16 protein-coding genes and 1 other annotated feature are annotated in these 21,823 nt (G+C 35.4%); of the genes, 3 read left to right on the forward strand and 13 right to left on the reverse strand.

What is annotated here, in order from left to right; genetic code table 11:
- The coding region (locus ACFCYN_RS21205; RefSeq protein ID WP_375951574.1) for a S8 family serine peptidase at window positions 1–1,234 on the reverse strand (1,234 nt) is incomplete at its 3' end.
- An 809-nt stretch (window positions 1,235–2,043) separates the two neighbouring features.
- Window positions 2,044–2,282: a binding site (T-box leader), on the forward strand.
- 52 nt (window positions 2,283–2,334) lie between these two features.
- Between ACFCYN_RS21205 and asnS the strand changes: the two genes are divergently transcribed.
- Window positions 2,335–3,726 carry an asparagine--tRNA ligase gene (asnS, locus tag ACFCYN_RS21210; RefSeq protein ID WP_375951576.1) on the forward strand — a complete coding sequence of 464 codons (1,392 nt, stop codon included), beginning with the start codon at window positions 2,335–2,337 and terminating at the stop codon, window positions 3,724–3,726.
- 103 nt (window positions 3,727–3,829) lie between these two features.
- Here asnS and ACFCYN_RS21215 read toward each other — a convergent pair whose 3' ends face one another.
- A complete protein-coding gene (locus tag ACFCYN_RS21215) occupies window positions 3,830–5,224 on the reverse strand; it encodes an amino acid permease (RefSeq protein WP_375951578.1) in 1,395 nt (464 codons plus the stop codon).
- 171 nt (window positions 5,225–5,395) lie between these two features.
- Complete coding sequence (gene brnQ / locus ACFCYN_RS21220; protein ID WP_172446078.1) at window positions 5,396–6,742, reverse strand: branched-chain amino acid transport system II carrier protein; 1,347 nt, start codon at window positions 6,740–6,742, stop codon at window positions 5,396–5,398.
- A 563-nt stretch (window positions 6,743–7,305) separates the two neighbouring features.
- Between brnQ and ACFCYN_RS21225 the strand changes: the two genes are divergently transcribed.
- The gene (locus ACFCYN_RS21225; protein WP_375951580.1) at window positions 7,306–8,031 is read left to right on the forward strand and encodes a YwaF family protein; all 726 of its coding nucleotides are present in this window, start codon (window positions 7,306–7,308) and stop codon (window positions 8,029–8,031) included.
- A gap of 487 nt (window positions 8,032–8,518) precedes the next feature.
- Window positions 8,519–9,406 carry a fructose bisphosphate aldolase gene (locus tag ACFCYN_RS21230; protein ID WP_375951582.1) on the forward strand — a complete coding sequence of 296 codons (888 nt, stop codon included), beginning with the start codon at window positions 8,519–8,521 and terminating at the stop codon, window positions 9,404–9,406.
- A 93-nt stretch (window positions 9,407–9,499) separates the two neighbouring features.
- Here ACFCYN_RS21230 and ACFCYN_RS21235 read toward each other — a convergent pair whose 3' ends face one another.
- The 10 genes from ACFCYN_RS21235 to ACFCYN_RS21280 all read right to left on the reverse strand — a co-directional run bounded on the left by ACFCYN_RS21235 (window position 9,500) and on the right by ACFCYN_RS21280 (window position 21,538).
- Window positions 9,500–9,922 carry a hypothetical protein gene (locus ACFCYN_RS21235; RefSeq protein ID WP_375951584.1) on the reverse strand — a complete coding sequence of 141 codons (423 nt, stop codon included), beginning with the start codon at window positions 9,920–9,922 and terminating at the stop codon, window positions 9,500–9,502.
- A gap of 494 nt (window positions 9,923–10,416) precedes the next feature.
- Window positions 10,417–11,634 carry an MFS transporter gene (locus ACFCYN_RS21240; protein WP_375951586.1) on the reverse strand — a complete coding sequence of 406 codons (1,218 nt, stop codon included), beginning with the start codon at window positions 11,632–11,634 and terminating at the stop codon, window positions 10,417–10,419.
- Window positions 11,635–11,696: 62 nt separating this feature from the next.
- The gene (locus ACFCYN_RS21245) at window positions 11,697–12,947 is read right to left on the reverse strand and encodes a M20 family metallo-hydrolase (RefSeq protein ID WP_375951588.1); all 1,251 of its coding nucleotides are present in this window, start codon (window positions 12,945–12,947) and stop codon (window positions 11,697–11,699) included.
- A gap of 253 nt (window positions 12,948–13,200) precedes the next feature.
- Window positions 13,201–13,650 carry a nucleoside deaminase gene (locus ACFCYN_RS21250; RefSeq protein WP_375951590.1) on the reverse strand — a complete coding sequence of 150 codons (450 nt, stop codon included), beginning with the start codon at window positions 13,648–13,650 and terminating at the stop codon, window positions 13,201–13,203.
- A gap of 70 nt (window positions 13,651–13,720) precedes the next feature.
- On the reverse strand, window positions 13,721–15,169 hold the full coding sequence (locus ACFCYN_RS21255) for a cytosine permease (protein ID WP_375951592.1): 1,449 nt from the start codon (window positions 15,167–15,169) through the stop codon (window positions 13,721–13,723).
- Window positions 15,170–15,242: 73 nt separating this feature from the next.
- A complete protein-coding gene (gene arcC / locus ACFCYN_RS21260) occupies window positions 15,243–16,196 on the reverse strand; it encodes a carbamate kinase (protein ID WP_375951594.1) in 954 nt (317 codons plus the stop codon).
- Window positions 16,196–17,386: an ankyrin repeat domain-containing protein gene (locus tag ACFCYN_RS21265; RefSeq protein WP_375951596.1), complete on the reverse strand. Its 1,191-nt coding sequence runs from the start codon at window positions 17,384–17,386 to the stop codon at window positions 16,196–16,198. The genes arcC and ACFCYN_RS21265 overlap by 1 nt, the downstream gene beginning before the upstream one ends.
- A 299-nt stretch (window positions 17,387–17,685) precedes the next feature.
- Complete coding sequence (locus ACFCYN_RS21270; protein WP_375951598.1) at window positions 17,686–19,116, reverse strand: YlbE family protein; 1,431 nt, start codon at window positions 19,114–19,116, stop codon at window positions 17,686–17,688.
- 2 nt (window positions 19,117–19,118) lie between these two features.
- On the reverse strand, window positions 19,119–20,663 hold the full coding sequence (gene fdrA, locus ACFCYN_RS21275; protein ID WP_375951600.1) for an acyl-CoA synthetase FdrA: 1,545 nt from the start codon (window positions 20,661–20,663) through the stop codon (window positions 19,119–19,121).
- Window positions 20,660–21,538, reverse strand: coding sequence for an oxamate carbamoyltransferase subunit AllH family protein (locus tag ACFCYN_RS21280; protein ID WP_375951602.1), 879 nt, complete (start codon window positions 21,536–21,538; stop codon window positions 20,660–20,662). The genes fdrA and ACFCYN_RS21280 overlap by 4 nt, the downstream gene beginning before the upstream one ends.
- Window positions 21,539–21,823 lie beyond the last annotated feature (285 nt).

Genomic DNA, 21,823 nt, shown 5'->3' on the forward strand with positions numbered 1-21,823 from the left:
ATGTTCCTGTATAAGTCGGAATATTCACAGACGTATCGCTTGCTCCAACTGTAATTGCTAAAGGCGAGTTACCTGGCGCACCTAACGTATACATACTACTTCCTGAATTTCCTGCTGCAACAACTGCTGTAACACCTGCTAGGACAGCATTGTTAACGGCAATCGTCGTAGGGTATAAAGGATCATTGTAATCTGCTCCAAGAGACATATTAATAACGTCCATTCCATCAGATACTGCTTTATCAAGTCCTGCCAAGATCGCAGACATTGAACCAGACCCATATGCTCCTAGAACACGATAAGAATAAATATCAGCATCCGGTGCAACACCTGTTACTGAAAGGTCTCCTTTATTTTTCCCTTGTCCAGCAATAATACCAGCAACATGTGTTCCGTGCTCAGTATAGTATGCTTCTCCGCTACTGCCTATCTCAGGCTGACCAGACTTCTGCCAATCTGCGTATGTTGTTTCCATTGGATCATTGTCATTATCAACGAAATCATAACCACCTTTAAACGCATCTTTTAAATCCGGGTGATTATAATCAATTCCAGTATCAAGAATACCAACTTTTACGCCTTTTCCCGTATAGCCTTCTTCATGAAGTTTTTCGATACCCGGGAACGTAACCGATGTATGAGTTGCAGCTTGCGTTCCTGTAGTTGATGACTCACTAATGGATGGTGGCTCTACATGAACTTGTAAATCACTATAGACAGATTGTACTGCACTTGATTTAAGAAGTGATTTTATTTTGTTAGCTGGAATTGTCATTGCAACCCCGTTGAATGCTTTCTTATATGAACGTTTAATTGAATATGGATTTTTCTTTGCTTTTAATTCACTACTAAAAATTGTTTTTAAATCTTTTTGGAATGTTTCATGTGAATCGTCTACTTTTGCTTGTGCATCCGCTGCTGAAAGCGTATCACCATTTGATGCTGCTTCGATAACCGCAGTCTGCTGAGGCTTGTCCTTAAACTCGACAATGACAGATGTAAGCTTGTCACTTGTTTGATCAACATCAGAAGATAATTGAAGCCCCTCTTTGTCAGTTAACTTTAATTGCTTAATTGCCTGAAGCTGTTGTGGCGTAAGTTTTGCTAGTACTTGATCAATTGCTGTTTGCGTTGCAGCTTTGGCAATTGTCTGATGTTGTGTTAATGGAAATGCATTAAATAAAACACCAGTACCTAATGCTACAACTGCTGTACTTTTGATTAAACGTTTCATCCTAGTTGTCTCCCCCATTTTTCTATATTTTCTTTCTATTTAGATTATACGGAAAGTTTATGGTTTTGATATTTTGACAAAATTCATCAATCGATAATTTTTATTCGACTTATTACGACAAATCTCTACATTTTATTCATTTTTCATCTCATTTCGATCAAAAATCTGTAAATATTTTTCTACAAAATCTTTAATTAAAAAGTTAAAAGCTTCTATAATACTATATCGCTAATCGACAATTATGAAATTCACATTGAATCTGATTGTTTTCCACCTATGAAACAACGATTAATCACTATCAATGCTCTTTCATGACATATGTATTTCTTAATTGCTTTTGGAGAATTTTCATTCCTTGGATTTTGCATCATGTAGTTATTGATGACATGGTGCAACTCCATTTTGTTAAACGGCTGCTTCCTCTTTGTGCCAGTATTCTTTTTCCCTTTGCATCTATTTGTGTAGTAGTTCCGGTAATTCCATTTCAATACGAACCTTCAGTTCTATATGCAACATTTTGCTAATTACAAAAAAATTATATAATAACTGTTTATTATTCAAATAAAATGACTAGACTTTGATAAATATTAACAGTGACTTAGCTTTTTTGATGAACTAGAATAAAAGGGTAATATTAATAGAAGAAAGTTGACAAAATTTTGATAAAAATATTACCATTTATACCTTCATTTAAGTTATAGTGCTTTACAAATAAAGATTCCAATGAATAATCATTGACGGCAACTAGACAAAGGATTATGTTTTGTGATAAATTATTACAAGAAAAATCTGTTTAATAACTATATATTTTTAAAACGATGAAAAGGAAAGTAGTTTTTGCTATAGTCGATAGCGAGCCAGGGACGGTGAAAGCCTGGTGATGAGGCATGGATGAAGAACACCTTTGAGTTCTAACCGAAAGGGTTATCTTAAGTAGGCTTAGACGTTTCCAGAACGTTATTAACTGGGGTAAGCAATATTAGCTTTAAAGTTGGTCATATTATGACAATTTGGGTGGTACCGCGGAAGTTAGCCTTTCGTCCCTATTTTTGGGGATAGAAGGCTTTTTTTTATGGAAAATTAAAATTAGGAGGCAAATTATGATAAAGACCGTAATTAAAGATTTATACAGAAATCAAGAAAATTTTAGCAACAAAACTGTTCAGATTTCAGGATGGATTCGTACTCTTCGTGATTCTAAAACTATTGGCTTTATAGAGTTAAACGATGGAACATTTTTTAAGAGTGTACAAGTAGTTTTTGAAGATAGTCTTGATAACTTCAAAGAAATCACGAAATTACCAATTAGCTCATCTGTTTTAATAGAAGGTGAATTTGTTCCAACTCCTGAAATGAAACAGCCTTTTGAAATTAAAGCGACAAAAATTATTGTTGAAGGATTATCAGATACAGATTATCCTTTACAAAAAAAGAGACATTCTCTTGAGTATTTAAGAACAATCTCTCATTTACGTCCGAGAGCCAACAGTTTCTCTGCCGTTTTCAGAATTAGATCTCTTGCAACTTATGCTATTCATAAATTCTTCCAAGAAAAAGGATTTGTCAATGTACATACTCCGATTATTACTGGGAGCGATACAGAAGGCGCAGGAGAAATGTTCCGCGTGACGTCAATGGATTTGAACCAAATTTCTAAAACTAAAGACGGAAAAGTAGATGACAGTGCAGACTTCTTCGGTAAAGAAACTAACTTAACTGTAAGTGGTCAATTAAACGCAGAATCATTTGCTCTTGCTTTCCGTAATGTGTATACTTTCGGTCCTACTTTTAGAGCAGAGAATTCTAACACTGCAAGACATGCTGCAGAATTCTGGATGATTGAGCCAGAAGTTGCCTTTGCAGAACTATCTGATATCATGGACCTTGGAGAAGACATGGTTAAGTATGTCATTAATTATGTTTTTGAACATGCACCTGAAGAAATGGAATTCTTTAATAGCTTTATCGATAAAACACTTATCGAAAGATTGAAGAATGCATTAGAATCTGATTTTGGTAGAGTGACTTATACTGAAGCTGTTGAATTATTGCAGAAAGCTGATAAGAAATTTGAGTACCCTGTTGAATGGGGAACAGATTTACAAACGGAACATGAACGTTACTTAAGTGAGGAAGTTTACAAGCGTCCTGTATACGTAACTGACTATCCGAAAGAAATTAAAGCATTCTATATGAGAGCGAATGATGACGGTAAAACAGTAGCAGCGACTGATTTATTAGTTCCTGGTATTGGAGAATTAATTGGTGGAAGCCAACGTGAGGAAAGAGAAGACGTCCTTACTGAACGTATTAAAGAACTTGGTATGGATGTTGAAGATTACTGGTGGTATTTAGAGCTTAGAAAATACGGTGGTACAAAGCATTCTGGCTACGGAATTGGTTTTGAACGACTTGTTATGTATTTAACTGGTATGAAGAATATCCGTGATGTTATCCCATTCCCACGTACACCAGGAAACGCTGATTTTTAATTTGATATGAAAAATAAAAATAGGATGCTTTCGGCATCCTATTTCTTTTTCTATTTTATATAGCGGTTATTCCACTAATCATTAAACTAAGTGATTTAAGCAGTTAGTTTATTATTTTAATATCATCATCTATTTGTTCATCTACCGGTACACGTTTTCCTATTCCGAAAGCATAAAAACTAATTGTTACGATCACCAAGAAGATAATCCCTACAATAAGCGAGATACGTGTGTCGTCATTAAACCACATTCCGATTAAAACCAAAACTAAATAAGCTAACGTTATATAGTTCGTAACAGGCGCAAAGGGCATTTTAAATGGATGATTGGCAATTTCTGCTCCCTTTACTTTTCTGAATCGCAAATGACTAATTAGAATGACAAACCACGGAATCATACCTGGTAGTACACTTGCACTGTATACATACACGAATAAATTTTTTGGTGCAATAAAGTTTAAAATTACACCGACTACTAAACCAATAAGAACACCAACTGTACCGAATAAAGGCACTCCGTTATTTGAGACTTTAGCAAAATATTTTGGTGCTTGTCCATTAACTCCTAATGTATAAAGCATACGTCCTGCACTGTAAATACCACTGTTACAGCCAGACATTGCAGCAGTGATTACTACAAAGTTAATGATTCCAGCAGCAGCTGTAATACCAACCTTTGCAAAAGTTACAACAAATGGGCTTCCAATCGAATTTAGTTCATTCCAAGGGTAAACCGTTACAATTACAAAAATCGCACCAATATAGAAGATTAAAATACGCCAGATCGTACTTTGAATCGCATCTCTTAATGTTTTTTTCGGATTTTCTGCTTCTCCAGCTGTAATACCAATTAATTCAACACCTTGATAAGCTCCAACAACTAGTGAAAGTGCAAAGAAGAAACCTGACCAACCACCTGTAAAGAAGCCTCCATGTTTCCATAAATTTGATAATCCAATCGCATGTCCACCGTTACCAAGACCGAAGAAAATTAGGCCAAATCCAGCAACAATCATCAATAAAATTGTAACGATTTTAATCATCGCAAACCAAAATTCAAATTCACCAAATGACTTAACAGAAATTAAGTTTGCTGCACCAAGAATCACAATTGCAATAAGGCCTGGTATCCAAGCAGGTAAGTCTGGAAACCAGAATTTCATGTAAGCTCCAACTGCTATAATTTCTGACATTCCAACAATAACCCACTGGAACCAGTTACTCCATGCAGTCATATACCCCGCTAACGGATGTATGTATTTATGGCCAAATGTAGCAAATGAACCTGTACTAGGCTCTAAAAACAACATTTCACCCATTGCACGCATAATAAAGAAAATAAAAATGCCCGAAATTGCATAAGCAAGCATTACTGATGGGCCTGTCCAATGAATCGTACTCGTTGAACCCATAAATAAACCTACACCGATTGTACCGCCCAAAGCAATCATCTGTATGTGACGCGCTCCGAGGCCTCTCTTCAATTCCTTTTGTGCCATGCTATTTCCTCCCCAAAGATAAGATACTATAATCTCTATTTTGTATTGAAATGATGAAGCAAGTGTCACTTTTATTATCTTTTTTTAAAACTGATCCCCAAAATCATTGTTATGCAACATATCTTACAGTTAAGCTTCTTCATTTCCCTTAGATTATTAGATACTGGTTACCTACCCTACTTTTCGAATTGGGTTAGAAACATCTTTCTTCCGTAAAACACTAACATAATAACCACATAAACCACCTATGAGCGATGGAACCAACCAACCTAATCCTAAACTATACATAGGGAGAAACTTTGTGAATAAATGATGTATTACTTCAATACGTATTCCAGCTGAGTTTAGACCATCAAATAGACTCACAATAAACGTTAAAATCAAACTACCCTGATACACTTCTGGTCTGCCATTAAATTTATAGTGTAAGAATGTTAAGAAAATTAAAGATATGGCAATTGGATACAGTGTCATTAAAACAGGCACTGAAACTTTAATTAATTGTGTTAAACCTATATTTGCGATAAGCGTACTAAACACAGACATTATAATTGCAATCTTTTTATAAGAAATGGCTGGAAACAATTCATTAAAAAAAGAAGAACAAGCAGTGATTAGACCTACACTCGTCGTTAAGCAAGCCACGGTAATCATCAATCCAAGTAAGATTGCCCCATAAGAACCAAAATAATAGTCTGAAACCTTCGCTAATACTTCAGCACCATTATCTAATCGACCAAGTTTTTCAACACTCGATGCGCCCATATATGTAAGAGCAGAATAGATAATTGCTAAAAGTGAAGCAGCGATTGCTGTTGATTTTCCACAAACAATCATAAGCTGTTTTTTAGAAGTAACGCCTTTTCCTTTAATTGCATTTACAATAATAATTCCAAAAACAAAAGCTACAAGAGCATCCATCGTTAAATATCCTTCTTGAAATCCTTTAAAAAACACATGTGATGTGTACCCTTTAAAAGGCTCTTGAAATTTTCCAATTGGACGAACAATAGCTACAACAACTAGCAATCCGATAAATGTTAATTTAATAGGAGTCAGAAACCTTCCAACTATATCAATAATCTTTGTAGGATTAAGTGATAACAAGCAAGTAACTGTGAAAAATAAAATTGAAAATATGATTAATGGAACAGGACTTGCATCATTTGATAAAAAAGGTTTAACGCCAATTTCAAACGATACATTCCCTGATCTAGGGATAGCGAAAAAAGGACCAATTGCTAGATAAAGGACCGTAGTAAATACAATACCAAACAACGGATGTACCCGTCTAGCTAAAGATTGTAAGTTTTTTTCACCTGAAAAGACAAATGCAGTAACGCCAAGTAGTGGTAATCCAACTCCAGTAACTAAAAACCCTGCATTAGCTATCCATAAATTTTTTCCGGCTAACTGTCCAAGAATAGGTGGAAAAATTAGATTTCCAGCGCCAAAAAACAATGCAAATAGCATAAAACCAAGTATGATTATAAATGAATAAGGTACTCTTGATGACATTAAACAACAACTCCGATAAATAATTTGAATTTGTATAAAGTTTCACAACTTATACTAATAAAAAGCTATCTTCTATTCACTAATTTTTATTTCGTCTCTTTTTACGACCAAACAATCTTACCTCACATTTTTATCAAATTCAATAAATTATAATAATTAAGATTAGACTGTTTTTCTAATCTAGATCGATACTCAGTAGTTTTACTTTAGTTTTATTGTTGATTGGCAACTAAATTTTGATTCAAAGAAATTTTGTATGTTGGTGTGAAGATGTGTGAAGATGGAGCCACTCTCATCTTCTGTGTAGAAATACGAACAAATTATGGCTTTTGTTGATAAAGTTGTGAACTTTATTGATATAGTTATTATTTTTGTTGATATAGCACTAAAATTTGTTGATATAGCTTTGATTTTTGTTGATAAACGGTTTTACTCAACAGAGCGTTCTATTTTTGAGATACATTCAATAACACCTAAAACGTAACACCTGTATAGAACAGGCAGAATTTGCCCCAAACTAGGATACTCGCGCATAAAATTAAACTAAGTAATGGGGTATCGTGTTGCACAAATATTTTCAGTTCCATTCAAAAATGGATAAGTTTCACCTTTTTTCAGTGGAACACCTATTAACAATTGGTATTATTTTTGCACTTTGTATTCTTCTTTTTATCTTTAGAAAACAGCTTCAAGAGCAAGTAAGCGAACGATTTTCCCGTTATACTTTAGCGTTACTATTGTTGGCTTCTGAAGTTTTTTATCAACTATGGCTTTTATATGAGAATGCCTGGTCATTAAAAACAGCTTTGCCACTTCAACTTAGTGATATTGCAGTCATTTTGGCAATTGTGATGCTACTGACAAATAGCTACAGATTGTTTCAATTCATGTATTTTGCTGGATTAGGTAGTTCGATTCAAGCAATCATAACACCCGATCTTGACAGATTTTCATTTCCGCATATTCGATATTTTGAATTTTTTGTTTCGCACGGAGGAGTTGTACTAGCTTGTTTATTTATGGTTGCGGTCAGTAAATACCGCCCGACCATATCTTCCCTGTGGGTAACGGCCCTCATCGTTAACCTTTATGCAGCCTGCGTATTTTTCATAAATAAATCACTGAAAACAAATTTTCTTTACATTATGAAAAAACCCGCAAGCGCGTCACTATTAGATTATCTTGGTCCATGGCCATGGTATATTCTCTCATTGGAATTAGTTATGATTGTAAGCTTTTACCTTCTGTACAGCCCATTTTGGCTGAAAAGGAAAATCGAAAGAAAGTAATCGAAGTACATTTAGAAGATTTATGGAAATATAGTAAATAGGAACCGACTATCATCCATCGATTCCAAGTATGTTTAACTATTAAAACAGGACAGAGTAATTAAATTTTCAACTCTAAATATTAGAACCCATTACCTATATTGTCTTTTGTAATATTTCACTTTTAATGAAGAAAGGCGACAAAACACCCGCGAACATTTAACTAAATTCCTCATGAGAACATTAGTCTTATTTCAGTGGTAACCCCTTTCCAATTACTTAAATTAATAATGGATTCTTAGTTCTATAGGAACTAGCCCCAAACCAGACCTGCGCAACATATTGATTATCGCGAACTCAAAGCTAGTACGAGTATTAAACGATTTATTTATTTTCAATTTACTATTTTCGGCTTACCCCTATTCCTAATAAAGGTTACTAAGTACCGCTGCATATACTAATATTATCTTCCTACATGGAGATTCTAAAAAAGAAAGGAGTAAGATCCATGAATAAAAAACAATTAGAACGAATTAGTTCCGGAAAGGGTTTTATAGCAGCTTTAGACCAAAGTGGCGGAAGTACGCCTAAAGCCCTTCTGCAATATGGCATTAAAGAAGATAGCTATTCGAATGAAAAAGAGATGTATGAATTAGTGCACGAGATGAGAACGCGTATTATAACAAGTCCAGCGTTTGATTCAAAGTTTATCTTAGGTGCAATCTTATTTGAAAATACGATGGATCGTTATATTGATGGGCAATATACAGCTGATTATCTCTGGGAGAAAAAAGGTATAGTACCTTTTCTAAAAATAGATAGTGGGCTTGCTAATCTTGAAGATGGAGTTCAACTCATGAAACCCATTCCTGGCTTGACCGACTTGCTTAATCGGGCGAATAATCGTAACATTTTTGGGACTAAAATGCGTTCGCTTATCAAAGAAGCAAACGCTGCCGGAATTAAAAAAGTTGTTAAGCAACAGCTTGATATCGCTAACCAGATAGTAGATATGGGACTAGTACCGATTATCGAACCGGAAGTTGATATTAACAGTGTGGATAAGGAAGCATCTGAAAAACTACTAAAGAATGAAATCCTTGCTCAATTATCTACCCTTGATAAAGATGCTAAGGTCATGTTAAAACTTTCCATCCCTACGAAAAACAATTTCTACACTGATTTAATAGATGATCCTCATGTAGTAAGAGTTGTGGCTTTATCCGGTGGGTACACGCAAGCAGAAGCTAATGAAAAACTAGCTCTGAATCACGGATTGATTGCCAGCTTCTCACGCGCCTTATCGCAAGGGTTAACGGCCGGGCAAACTGACGAAGAATTCAATTCGATGCTTTCGAAATCTATAAATAGCATATACGAAGCTTCTATTAAATAATAATGTTGGAATAATAGCTCGCACCCGTACTAATGAAAAACAAAGTACGGGGCTTTTTCTATTCATTTATCCTTATAGCAAAGATTAATTATTTTATTGATCCACTCTTTTTAAAATAACGGTACTTATTTTATTTTTCCAGTAAATTTCAATATGTACTTCATTTTCATTATCAAGGAACTCACATCCACCGCACTCTCTTTTTTTACTATGGAATTCATTAGATTTATTTAACAAAAAAGCCTCACTCCCAATTATTCCATGGCTATACTTAATCAAATAGTGCGAGGGTGACTTAGCTAAATCTTTATCATACTTCCCTTTATATTTTATTGTTGTTTCAAATAGGATATCAGTACCTACCAAGGTCATTTTGTGTGAAATTTCCCAATTATTGTCCACACCTTTAAAACTAACTGTTTTGCTTTGAAAAAAATGATTTTCTATTTCTCCATGTACTAGAGCAGTTGAATTAAATAAGAACAGTAAACAAAAAATAAGAACCGCTTTTTTCATTCGAAATCTCCTGTTTTTATGTTTAATATTCAACTGAGTTATGGACTTTTATGCAGTTAAATACTATTTAGTCATAAAAAAAAAATCGACTAAATAATCTCATAAACCTCTTATCAGTTAATTTTTTTCATATTTCCTCTCTTTTTTTAACTCATGAACCTTACTAGTATAAGCAATTTTAATATTCTCGGTATATTATGATCACGTAAATCTTTCATGAGTATGATTGCTTTATTTTTAATATTGATTAGGTTTTATTTCAACAACATGAAAAAAATCGACTAAATAGTCGATTTATCCCATTTAAAAATGTTCATAGTTTTTTTAGATAGCTAAAATTGTTTTTATAGTGTTCATATAGTGTTTATATAGTGTTCAATCCTTCTGGTGGTGGAATTGCATTTTCAGCTACCTCTTAATGCATTAATATCAACAAGCCATCCTTGCTAGGACTACATCGATATAAAAACATAGTTATATAACCTAATGAGGTATTATAATGCCCGGTCCTCTACTCCCCTATTTTCTTTGGCTATTATTCCTTTTTTATTCCCTATCCATCTGACAGACACGAAGCTACTAACAAGTAATACAAATGCACCGAATAGATAAGGTAGATTGATATGAATATCGAATAAAAAGCCAGCAAGTACTGGTCCAAAAATTTGACCGAGACTCATATATGCATTGTTCAGTCCTGCTACAAAACCTTGTTCATTACCCGCTTCCCTCGAAAGTAATGTGTTAATTGTCGGGCGTAGTATGTTATTAAATGTAAAGTACAACATTGTAATGACCATTACATAAAAGAAATTTCCTGAAAATAGCAAGGAAACAAGTGAAACGCCAGACAACAAGAGCATACTGCTAATAATTGGCTTTTCCCCAAATCTTTGTGTAAGTCGGTTCGTCAGTACTAATTGGTTGAATGTACCGATAAATGAACAGACCATAAACAGGATGGATATTTCTCTAGTCGTAAATCCATAGCTCTGAGTAACGAACAATGGGTATATTGCTTCAAAGTGAGTAAGTCCGAAACTAAGTGCGAATATCAATAACAATAAGATAAAATAGCGAGATTTAACCGATTGTACAAGTTGACGAAAAATATTATCCTTCTTTGGTTTTGATTTTAGATGCATGAGGCGTTCCTCTGAAGTTTTGGATTCCGTTAGTAATGGTATGCAACTAAGTACTGCCAAAAATCCAATACTTGCAGACGCAAAAAAAGGAGTTCTCGTTCCAAACTCAGCAAGTAGCCCTCCTAAACCTGGTCCAACAATAAAACCAGATGACATTGATGCGCCTAGAAATGACATTGCTCTTGGCCTTTGTTCTTCTGTCGTAATATCAACAACATAAGCCATAATAGAAGGAATCAAGGCTGCTGCTCCCATCCCACCAACTAATCGCGAGACAAGAAAAAGCGAAAAGTGATCTGCAGTAGCAGCCAATAGGTTAGATAAAACGAATAGGCACAGTCCAACAACAATCATCGGCTTCCGTCCGTATTTGTCTGAGATATTACCAGCTATTGGCGAGAACAAAAATTGTGTTAAGCCAAATGCGGATACTAAATATCCCGCTGCTTTTCCTCCTGCTCCAAAATCTATTAAAAGCCCTGGAAGAATCGGAATAACAAGTCCAATGCCAAGCATTGCAAGAAACATATAAAACAGTAAAAACGGTAGCGCAGTTTTTCGTAACATGGATTTTTCCCTCGTTTACTCGTAATGCTCAAAAAATATATTTTTCATTTGGAATACCTTAACTAATTTGATACAAATATTACTGCTTTTGAATAATGTAGAACTGCTTCTTCTAAAACATCTACTCCAATTAAAATATCATCAATATCCGTGAACTCATCTGGATGATGGCTAAGACCATCCTCAGATGGAACAAAAATGAGACCTACAGGAGCAAGTTTTGTCATATTCATTGCATCATGTCCTGCACCGCTTTGCATCACTTCAAAAGGAAGTTCTTTATCAACGCAAATAGCTTGTAACCCATCAATCAGTTTAGGTGAAAGCAATACAGGTTCTTCTGTACTGATGATTTTACTTTCTATTTCTAGCTTTCTATTTTTTTCAATCTTTTCGATCGTTTTTAATAAATAATCCAAAACAAACTTTCTTGATTGTACTGAAGAAGATCGAATGTCTATTTTCATCAGCACTTCTCCTGGAACTACGTTCATCGCACTAGAATGGATATCCAATACACCAACTGTCGCGACAGTGCCATGTTCTTGTTCATGTATTGCAACTTTTTCAAGCTCTAAAGCGATCTCGGAAGCTCCAAGAAGTGCATCTTTTCTCATATTCATTGGGGTCGTTCCAGAATGAGATGCTTTTCCGTTTATTTTAACTAGAAGTCTAATAGGTGCTGCAATTCCAGTAACAATTCCAATTTTTTTATGATTATTTTTCAATATTGGACCTTGCTCAACATGAAGTTCAAAAAACGCTTTAAATTCTTCATCTGCTCTACTAGCTTCATCAATACTATTGAAATCAAGAGCACAGTGAGCAAATGCTTTCTCCATTGTGATGCCATTACGATCTTCTAAATGACGGTACTTCTCTTTTTCAATGATCCCCGCCATCGCTTTACTCCCAACAGTTGATACCCCAAAGCGAGAAGATTCCTCACAAGCAAATGAGATAATTTCAATTGGGTGGTCAGTCACAATATGCTTTTCATTTAAACGCGCAATAACTTCGAGTGCCGCAATGACGCCAACTACTCCATCATATTTCCCACCCTCGTACACTGAATCCAAATGAGATCCCATTACAACAGGAGGGAGCCCTTTTACTCTGCCTTCTCTTCTTGCTATCACATTTCCACATTGATCCATTTGGATATCTAATTTTTCTGCTTTACACATACGGATAAAAGCATGAGTACAAGTTTGTTCCATATTCGAATACGCTAGTCTTGTAATTCCTTTTTCCCCAGTGTTATATTGACTAATTTTATTAAAAAGTGTTAAGTATCTTTCTTTACGATCCATGAGATATCTCCTGTCCTGTTATTTATCTTTTTTCCTACACTTAATGGGAAGTAATCCTCCATTAATCAAAATTTCATTTTATTGAAGGTAAGAGAAAATACTTTACATCATGTTCCTCATGAAAAGTTTATTTATAAAATGGTAAAATCCGACTCCAATGACAAGAGAGCCGGACTGTGTTATTTTCGTAAACGATCTAGTAGTAAAGCTCTGATGATACTGGCTTCACTTAAATATATGGTGTAGAAAAAGATTATTTATTTAGTTTGTGAAAATGGTCAAATAAGTTATCACAATCTTCTCTTTTGTCCACTTTAATCAGATTAAGAACGCTTTTATCTTCTCCTGTTAAATATTTTCGAAGATGTAGATCAGAGAACCCGTGAACATCAGCGTCTTCTGAAGTATTGCAATAGTAAACCTTCTTAATCCCAGCCCAAATAATTGCAGCTACACACATTGGACATGGCTCACAAGTTGCATAAATTTCACAATCAGATAAATCCATTGTTTCTAACTTCTTGCAAGCTTCTCTGATCGCAACCATTTCTGCGTGTGCAGATGGGTCAGTATCTCTCATCATCGTGTTGCTTACAACTGCGATAATTTCATCGCCTCTAACGATTGTTGCACCAAATGGTCCCCCAACTTTACTATTCATTCCTTTGATTGTTTCTTCTGCTGCCATTTTCATGTAATCCATTATTAAATCCTCCTATTATATAATGACTATATAGGTGTCTATATGTTACCCAGTCGTCCTATGAATCTTACTAATTCGCTTTGCTTATTCTTCCGAAAATGGTGTATAAAATAAACGAAACGATTAATCCACTAAAGAAGGCAAATTCATTCATTTTCACTAAAAACGGCACACTCTTAAGGAAAGCACCTGACATCGGAAGTATAAAGCTGATGACCAAAACAAACATAGCAATTGGATTATAGCCGTTCTTATACTCTCCATTACTGCCCTTTGGAACATAAATATGATCCAGATTTATTTGTCTTTTGCGGTGAATATAAAAGCTTGAAAGCATAATACCTGCGATTGGTCCGAAAATTGAACCAATAAAGCTATAGAAATAAAATAATGTCGTTGGGCTTTCTACAAGCTTCCAAGGTAAAATTAACGTACCAATAATTGCTGTTAAAATCCCTGCTGATTTTACTGTAAACACTTTTGGGAAAAGAGCAGTCATTTGTAATCCTGATGGTAATAGGTTGGCAAACACACAAAACGCTGTAGCACCAACGTTTAATGCAAGTATTAAAACAAGAACTGAGAATGTATTTTCGATTTTATCGATCGCATGAACAATATTAAAGATTGGTTCACCGAAAGCAATTTCAGTACCTCCAATTAATGCAACACAAGTAATGGCAAAAAGGATATAGGATAAGATAAACCCTAAAGGTAATCCAATTATGGCATCCTTTGGACGTTTAGCTCGATTCGTAAAATCCGAAATATTTACGACTGGACCTGCCCAGTTAGATACTAAAGCACTCACACAGGCAATAAACACTAGTGGGCTACTTGTTGGATTCTTTGGAACATAATCAAAAATTGGCCCAAAACCTCCAGCCATATTAATCGCCCAAACAGCTGCACCAATGATAAAGACATAGACAATAGGTGAAGACCAGCTACCAAATTTGTTAAGAACATTCATTCCACCTAAGAAAAGTAAAACAGTTACTGTCCAAAGTATTGCGTATGAAATCATTGTTGGGACTGTTAATCCAAGTAGATTAAAGTCACCACCTAGCGTCATATAATTTGGAAAAAATCTTGCAAAAATAACATTTAAAGATTCCGCTCCGACCACGGTTGTGGTACCAAAAAATACTAAACCAGCTATTAGACCACGACATAGTGCTGGGATAATAGCTCCTTTTACTCCAAACGTATCACGGAGTAACATCGCAAATGGCAAGCCATATTTGGAAGCAGCATAACCATTAAGGCAATAAAACGCTGCGACAATACTAGCTGAAAGCATAACTGCTAAAATAACTTGCTTCGTGTTTAAACCGAGGACAAAAAAACCTGCTACTGTCATATAAGACATGATATTATGAACCGCACCCATCCAAACGGTAACATAGTTGGACATTCCCCAATCTCTTTGATTAGGCGTTTTAGGTAACAGTTCTTCCGAGTACCCATAAGATTGATAGATCTCATGGTCACTGGCTGCTAATTTAGCTTCTTCCATCATTAACACCCCTTACTCATATAAACATTGATTTCCTTACTATTTTGTGATCTAATGCAGAGCCGTCTTTATATTATGCATTTACAATATGAGTACCTGCTTGCTCGTTGATTGCTTCTTTTAAGCTTTCAGGATTCGTTATAATTACTCGTTTTCCATTATTTTGTAAGAAACTTAAACTAGCCTCAATTTTTGGTAGCATACTTCCTGGAGGAAAATGATTTTCAAGGACGTACTGTTTCGTCTCTTCTACAGTAATTTTTTCAAGTGCTTTTTGATTTGGTTTACCAAAATTGATACATACTCTTGGAACGCCAGTTGTGACAATTAATGTCTCCGCTTGAATTTGCTCTGCTAAAAGACTTGTAGCAAAATCTTTATCGATAACTGCGTCAATTCCTTCGTACGTTTTATCGTCCTTTTTCACGACAGGAATTCCACCGCCACCTACAGCAATTACTACGTAACCATCCTCAATTAAAGAATAGATTACCTCTTTTTCAACAATATCAGTAGGTCTTGGAGATGGAACAACTCGTCGATACCCACGGCCAGAATCTTCCACAAAAACCCAACTTGGGTGATCTTTTTTCATTTCTTCAGACTGTTCTAGTGAAAAGAATGAGCCAACAGGTTTCGTAGGATTTTTGAAATTAGGATCATCAGCGCTAACTTCAACTTGTGTTATAACAGTCGCTACTTTCTTGTTTATCCCTCTTTTTGCAAACTCGTTTGTTAAAGCTTGTTGTATTTGATAACCAATACCACCTTGTGTATCTGCCACGTTGTTAACAAGAGGGACTGTCGGCATACCTGCTACTTCACTAGCAATCTCAGATCTTTGTAATGCAAATCCAACTTGTGGACCATTACCATGAGTTATGACAATTTCATATCCTTCTTGAACCATGTCTACGATATTTACAACCGTTTCTTGTACGGCTTCATATTGGTCTTGAGTTGTGTTGCGACCGTTTTCTCTAACTAGAGCATTGCCTCCGATCGCAACGATCACTAAATTCCCCATTATTTACCTCCTAGTTGTCTAAACTCGTTAATACTTAACAAATTTAGAGATTGCTCTTTATGCATCTGATATAACGAATTAGTTGGATCATTTTCAATAGCATTTTCAATTGCTTCTACAGCTTCTTCATGTCTTTCTAGCGATCTAAGACTATTCGCTTTATGAAACGAAAAATCATATCTTTTTGGCTGAAGAGCTAGAAGATTTTCCATGGCATGTACAGCTTCTTTATGTCTTCCAAGTTCTCTTAAATAATTTGATTTATGGTACAGATAGAAAGTTTCCTTTGGATCAAGTAAGACAGCTTTATCATATTCACCTAGTGCTTCATCTGGTCTATTCATTAATCTTAAGCAATTGGCAGTGTAAAAATAAAAATCAAGATTTGTAGGATCAACAGCTAGCGCATGATTGTATTGCTCAAGAGCTTCTTCATATCTTTTTAATTCTTGTAAAAAATGCCCTTTGTAGTAGATTAAATCTAAGTTTTTACTGTCTAATTCAAGAGCGCTATTTATCTCAGAAATGGCTTCTTCGTATCGATTTTCATTAGCAAGTACTTTTGCTTTTTTAATAGATTCATTTTGTTCCACATACTCTTTATTAAGTATTTTTACAACCTTATGCTGATTCAGTTCAATTGCATGTTGCAAAGAGGATTTTCCATCACGGTCTGCCAAGTTTACATCCGCACCCGCATCAACAAGTAGTTCAATTACATCAGAGTATAACCGGCCTCCATTTCCCAAAATAACTGCCTCAAGTAAAGCCGACCAGCCTAACTTATTGGCATGATTAACAGGAACTCCGGCCTCTAAACAAATTTGTACAGTCTTTAAATATCCTTTTTCACTAGAAGGTAATAAAGCTGTTCCACCAAATCGATTCACGCTGTTTAAATCAGCCCCATACTTTAACATCATGCTTAATATTTCATGAAATCCATTTGCTCCCGAACAGATAAACGGAGTTAATTGGGTAATGTCTCTTGTGTTAACATCACTGCCAGCTTCTAATAAACTTTTTACAATTGCAATTTGATTTTTTTGAGTAGACGCCATTAAAGCTGTACGACCATCAGCATCTTTATACTCAACACTTGCTCCTTTTGATAAAAGCAGTTCTACTGTTGGTAAATCTCCTCGTTCACTTGCGAGAATTAATTCTGAATTTAAGGATTGATTTTCCATAGCATTTCTCTCCTTCAGTTGTTTTCTTATATGAAATGGCTGGCCACTTTATTTAAATAATCCTGGGTTTCCTTCCTCAAAAAAGCGTAGTTAAATCTTTTTGTTTCTAGGAATGAATTGTGGGGTCCGACACTGACTTTCGATTCAGACCCCAAGCAATCATTTAAAATTTTTAGGATGATTAAGTGTGACAATCTATATGGGGGGAATCCCTGGCGATGTCAACAGTTTAAAAGTGGTTTAGAGTACTAGATTCGAATAATTCAAAGCACGTATTTCTGAATTATCCGAGTAAAGTGTTACGATAAGATGTTTTCACTTAAAGTTAATAAGGCCTTTTCAAACGCTTCAACTGGTGGATAAGTGATACCCGCACCGATCATGCCAATACCAGCTTCTTTATGTGCAATAGCTGTATTGATAACTGGCATGATACCTGTTTGAATTACTTTTCTTACATCAATACCTGTTGAAATACCCATGAAATCCAATAAAGGAATCGTGACATTTGGATTTTCATCTGTTGTGATTTCTTTCATTTTTGTAGAAAAACCAATTGCCTCATCAACCGTTCCACCTACAAGTGCAACAATCGCTGGAGCTGTTGCCATTGCAAATCCACCAATGCCGTATGTTTCAGTAATTGCACTATCTCCAATATCCAATCCTGAATCTTCTGGTTTGTATCCAGCAAACATTGGTCCTACAACCTTTTGTGCTGGTCCGGTAAACCAAGTGTTTCCTGCCATACCACTTACACGAATACCGAATTCTACACCATTACGAGCCATCGTTGTAACAATCGTACTATTTTCAATACCATGAGCAGCATCAAGTGCACATTTACAAAGCGCCATCCATGTTGGACCAGAGAAATAATCACTGCTAGCTACGAAATCAAATACTTCACGCTTTTGTTCAGTTGTAAAATCTGTTTCCAAAATAAATGGAGTTAATGCTTGAATTAACAGAGCTGTACCTGCATTGTTTCGATTGTGACACTCATCACCCATGTGAAGAGCTTGTGCAAGCATTAAACGTAAATCAATTCCATTCTTATTTAATTTCATCGCATCTCTTAAAATAGGACCAAATACATCACGCATCCAGATTAAACGATCAACAACACTTTGATCATTTGCACCCATTCTAAGAATTTTTGCCATCTGTTCACTTAAGTTTGTATAAGCAATATTGCCGTAAGTTTTATTCTCAACAATGTGCATGAACATAGAAGCTGAAGTTACCCCAGCCATAGAACCTACACAATTGTGTTCATGACATGGTGAGAAAGTAATTGCTCCAGAAGCCGCAATCTCGTAAGCTTCCTCTAAACTATTTGCTAAGCCTTCATACACAATTGCTCCTGTAACCGCACCTTTCATTGGGCCGCTCATTTTTTCCCAAGTAATCGGTGGACCTGAGTGAAGGATTGTATGTTTAGTCATACCTGGCACGCAATTGATTGCTTGGTCGAAGCCAATTAGTACTGGTTGGGAATTAATAATTCGTTCTACAGCTAATTTATTTGCTGCTTCAATTTTTTCCATTACGCTTGGATCTTCTAACTTATCTAGAGCTGCAATTAATTCAGGATTTCCTCCACCTGGTGGCGTCCATTCTAAATGAGTTGCACTTGCATTTTGCTTTAAAATATCATCTTTAAAAAATTCAATCCCCACGTTAATAGCAGAAATTTTACTATTAAAAAGTTCGTTAATTTTATTCATGACTATTCTCCTTTCACTACAAATTCTCTAGCTAATAGTCCTGCGTTCGTACTACTGCTAGCATGTGTAACACCTACAGCTAATAATTTGTTCACTTGATCTTCAAAGTTTTGAGGGTCTAAGTCTGTTCCAAGAACATATCCAATAATCTCTAAGTGACGGCCTTCTTTTTCAGCCAATTCCTTCGCTTCGATAATAGCTGGAAGCATTACACCAACTGGATCTTCGTGTGAACCATAGCCTAAAACAAAGTCCATAACGATCACACCAACTGACGGATCCTTCGCTTCTTGTAAAAATCTAGCGATTCGAGTAGATGGATCGATCATTGGATGAGGTTTTCCTTGTGTAAAGTCATCATCACCTAAGTCAATGAAAGTATGCTCCTGACTAACATTAATGTCTTTTAAAAGGTAATCAGGATTTTTCTGGATGTTACTATAAACATTGTCAAACTTATCAAGTGCTGCATACATGGCTTCGTCACATAATGTACCGCCACAAAATAGTCCACGAATATATTTTTGTTCCGGTGTTAATTTAGCACGAACTTCTTCGATTAGAGGAATATTTAAAGCACGTTTATTAATTTTGCTTTCATCAGCTCCCGCTAATAGAACTGCCTTAAGCGCAGCTTCTTTTGACATTTTTGCAAAATATCCTCCAGCCTGAACTACCTTCGCTTCATCTCCACCAATGAACCAAACGACAACTGGTTTTTTGCATTGTTTAATTTGGCCTAACACTTTCTCTTCTACACTTGGTGCAGGTGGCTTAGAAACAAGAACAATTACTTTAGTAGCCTCATCATCATCTAACGCTTTAATCGCATCTAACATCATAATTCCGCCAACTTCTTCACTTAAATCACGGCCACCAGTTCCGATTAACTGAGTTATTCCACCACCGAAATCATGGATACGAACACTAACCTCTTGACTACCAGTTCCAGATGCACCGACGATTCCGATGTTTCCTTTTCTTACTCCATTAGCGAATGCTAACCCTACGTTACTAATAATCGCTGTTCCACAATCTGGACCCATCATTAATAATCCTTTTTCATGAGCAAGCTTTTTCAATTCGACTTCTTCTTCAACGCTTACATTATCGCTAAATAGCATGACATGAAGATCATTTTCAAGTGCTTTTCTTGCTTCTCTTGCAGCAAATGCACCATTAACCGAAATAACTGCTAGATTTGCTTCGGGTATACTCGTAGCAGCTGAAGTAATCGTTGAATAAATAATCTCGCTTTTACTTTTAGAGTTATTCTTTTTAGTTAATAATTCATCAATTTCTACGAAAGCGTTTTCAATAAGTTCATCAGTTTCTGCTTTAACAGCAATAATCAAATCACTGTTTTTTGCTTCTTCAATCTCAGGAGTGTTCAAACCTACATTTTTAATTACTCCTTTATTCATTTCAGTACCCATTGCAATGATCGCTTGTTCTATGCCTTCAATTTGGTTCGCTTTCGTTGATAAAGACATTAAAGAAACTGAATCAAAAAATGTATTTGGCTTTACCACAACTTGTACAGTCATAATCTACCTCCAGCTTTAATTTTCGCTTCCAACCCACAGACAAGTCCTAAGGCTATATCTGTTCCGGATGAAGACCCGATGTTTAATACTTTGTTTAAGGAGAGAATCAAGTCCTCTTCTGTCCCATTTATTAAGGAATGAATTAATTGAATAAGTGACTCTCTCACTTTGCCAATTGATGCCTTTTTTATCGCCATATAGCTTATTTCATTTGTTAAGCTTTTCGCTTTCTTAACCACTTCTTCACAAAATGATTTATTGGTAAATCCTGAATTCGTGTTCAAAATGGTTAATATTCCAACTAGAAAATCATCACCAGATGGAGTTAATCCAGAACCAAGACCTATTAGTGATTCTGCATGCTGTAAGGCACTAGTCATCCGGTTGTTTACTAAATCATTCAATAGTAAACCCGTTCTTTCTTGAAGTAGTTTCGACATTTCCTTTTCAAAAGAGGTCTGAAATATAGAGGCATTCTTTATTCCACCGCTTTTTCCATGAAGGTCGATGTAGTTCTTCATGAATGCGAGATGATCTTTCAAACGTTCGATATTATTAGGTAATAAAGGGAGTTTGCTCTCCCATAGTTCAACATTCACAATCTGAATGGATAATTTATTCGCTATGTGTAGAATTTGATTATCTACATAAACCGCGTCGATTATTTTTAGATCCATCCTGTCAAAACAATCGACATCGATCACAAGTGTATTCGGCCCGTTATCTATTTCATTGCAGGCGACTGTGTACAGTTCACCATCTTCTAAACATTGAAAATTGATTGTCCGATGAAATATACTGTGAACAAAACCACTCAAGTTCGAATTTTTTATTTTTTGGATAAAATCAACATCACCAGATTTTGCAAATACCATTCGAGTCACCTCATCAATCTGGAAGAAATGCAATTTTCTATCCAGTACATCCACTCTTAATTTCCTGAAAACTCATATGCAGCTTGCCTATGATAAAATTTGTTAGATTGTTACAAAATAAGCTATTATAAAAATATTTATTAGTCTAAAACCTACTATTCTTTGTAATAAAAACGAAGATTTTCTACAAAATAATTGACGATTAGCTAACCTTACGTGATTATTTTAGAATGAATACCTTATTACGTCATCGTTTACAAAAACCAAAAATCAAGGATGTCATTT

Source organism: Gottfriedia sp. NPDC056225, assembly GCF_042267765.1.
Taxonomy (GTDB): Bacteria; Bacillota; Bacilli; order Bacillales; family Bacillaceae_G; genus Gottfriedia.

Coding starts and splice junctions, on each gene's coding strand:
- ACFCYN_RS21230 (WP_375951582.1), top strand. CDS start 8,519: ATGAATAAAAAACAATTAGAACGAATTAGTTCCGGAAAGGGTTTTATA.
- arcC (WP_375951594.1), bottom strand. CDS start 16,196: ATGGGGAATTTAGTGATCGTTGCGATCGGAGGCAATGCTCTAGTTAGA.
- ACFCYN_RS21270 (WP_375951598.1), bottom strand. CDS start 19,116: ATGAATAAAATTAACGAACTTTTTAATAGTAAAATTTCTGCTATTAAC.
- ACFCYN_RS21280 (WP_375951602.1), bottom strand. CDS start 21,538: ATGGTATTTGCAAAATCTGGTGATGTTGATTTTATCCAAAAAATAAAA.
- brnQ (WP_172446078.1), bottom strand. CDS start 6,742: ATGTCATCAAGAGTACCTTATTCATTTATAATCATACTTGGTTTTATG.
- ACFCYN_RS21235 (WP_375951584.1), bottom strand. CDS start 9,922: ATGAAAAAAGCGGTTCTTATTTTTTGTTTACTGTTCTTATTTAATTCA.
- ACFCYN_RS21240 (WP_375951586.1), bottom strand. CDS start 11,634: ATGTTACGAAAAACTGCGCTACCGTTTTTACTGTTTTATATGTTTCTT.
- fdrA (WP_375951600.1), bottom strand. CDS start 20,663: ATGACTGTACAAGTTGTGGTAAAGCCAAATACATTTTTTGATTCAGTT.
- ACFCYN_RS21215 (WP_375951578.1), bottom strand. CDS start 5,224: ATGGCACAAAAGGAATTGAAGAGAGGCCTCGGAGCGCGTCACATACAG.
- ACFCYN_RS21265 (WP_375951596.1), bottom strand. CDS start 17,386: ATGGAAAATCAATCCTTAAATTCAGAATTAATTCTCGCAAGTGAACGA.
- asnS (WP_375951576.1), top strand. CDS start 2,335: ATGATAAAGACCGTAATTAAAGATTTATACAGAAATCAAGAAAATTTT.
- ACFCYN_RS21250 (WP_375951590.1), bottom strand. CDS start 13,650: ATGGATTACATGAAAATGGCAGCAGAAGAAACAATCAAAGGAATGAAT.
- ACFCYN_RS21255 (WP_375951592.1), bottom strand. CDS start 15,169: ATGGAAGAAGCTAAATTAGCAGCCAGTGACCATGAGATCTATCAATCT.
- ACFCYN_RS21245 (WP_375951588.1), bottom strand. CDS start 12,947: ATGGATCGTAAAGAAAGATACTTAACACTTTTTAATAAAATTAGTCAA.